Annotated in this window: 1 protein-coding gene; it reads left to right on the forward strand. The window is 32.1% G+C overall.

Annotated features, from left to right (window positions below):
* Positions 1 to 287: 287 nt before the first annotated feature.
* On the forward strand, positions 288 to 1,472 hold the full coding sequence (locus tag FYJ83_RS19505; RefSeq protein ID WP_154443136.1) for an IS110 family RNA-guided transposase: 1,185 nt from the start codon (positions 288 to 290) through the stop codon (positions 1,470 to 1,472).
* The last annotated feature ends 140 nt before the right edge of the window (positions 1,473 to 1,612 follow it).

Here is a 1,612-nt window from a genome sequence, read left to right on the forward strand (position 1 = left end):
ACCTTGTATAATGTATTTAGGTTATTAAATAGGGAAACCTATAAACCTTTCTTTATTTATCTCTCAAGATCAGAGATAATTGTATTATTAGATTGAGAGGATTATCGAACCCACCTTGAGTCTGTGAACTCGTAATTGAAAGACTGATACCTCTCTCTAGTAAGCAGTTTACGAATGAGTTGGATGTTGGTTGCTTTTTAGCTTCTCTCCGAATATAGAACAAGGTAGTAACGCTTATTAGTTGAGTGGACTCACAATCTAAAATATTTCTTTATGAGGTGCTATTTATGTTGTATTTAGGAATTGATATCGCTAAAAACAATCATGTTGCTTCTTTAATTAATGAAGATGGAAAGACTCTTTTTAAAGCTTTTTCTTTCTCCAATACTTCAGATGGTGGAGAAGCTTTGCTTTCCAAATTAAATTCCTTTACCAGTAATACTTCTAACTTTATTATTGGTATGGAGGCTACAGGTCACTACTGGTTAGCCCTATATTCTTTTCTTTATGATAATGGCTTTACCATTCATGTAATCAATCCCATTCAAACAGATGGCTGGCGTAAGGGCACTGAGATCCGTAAGAGAAAAACTGATATTATTGATTCTCTTTTAATTGCTGATCTCATCAGATATGGTTCTTTTATTGAAACATCTCTTTCCCATGAGAATATGTTCTCGCTTAGAAACCTAACCCGTTTCCGCTCATATCTTGTTCAATCTATTTCTGACTTAAAAAGAAAGGTAATCAGTGTTCTTGACCAAGTATTTCCTGAATATCAATCTATTTTTTCTAATGTTTTTGGCAAAACCTCTAAGGAACTTTTGTTGCAATTCTCATCTCCTATTGACTTTGAAGATATTTCTACTGAATCTTTAGCTGAATTAATCAACAAATTAAGCCGTAAGAGTTTTGGAGATACTAAAGCTAATTTAATTAAGTCCAAGTCCAAAAATTCTTTTGGAGTTACTTTTAGTAAAGATAGTTTTACTTTTCAATTAAAGGCTCTTATTCAGCAAATGAACTTTATTGAATCCCAAGTTAAAGATACGGAAAAGGAAATCAATAGCCTCATGTCTCTAATTGAGTCTCCTATTACAACAATCCCAGGCATTGGGAACATAATTGGAGCTACTATTCTTGGAGAAATTGGTGATATTGATAAATTTGATTCTCCAAGAAAATTAGTTGCTTATGCTGGTATAGATGCTGTCGTTAGTAGTTCTGGCGAATTCCAAGCTACTAATACTGTTATGAGCAAAAGAGGTTCTCCTTATTTAAGAAAAGCACTATTTCAAGCTGCCTTAGTAGCATCATTTAATGATCCTGTTTTAAATGCTTACTATCTTAAGAAACGAGGTGAAGGCAAACATCATCTTACTTGCGTTGGAGCTGTTTCCAGAAAGATGTGTAATATTATTTATGCTGTTCTTAAAAACCAAAGCCCTTATGAAATAAGGATTACTGAATGACAGCCTATTTTTTATGTTTTCAAATATGCTTCTTTTAAAACCTGTTACTTACTGGTTTAATTTGTTGTGTTTAATTTTAAAACTAAATTTTAAATATTTATTTTATTTTACTACTTGACTTCTTATAGTTGGTCTTTCTT

The sequence above is a fragment of the Tissierella pigra genome (genome assembly GCF_009695605.1).
Lineage (GTDB): Bacteria > Bacillota > Clostridia > Tissierellales > Tissierellaceae > Tissierella > Tissierella pigra.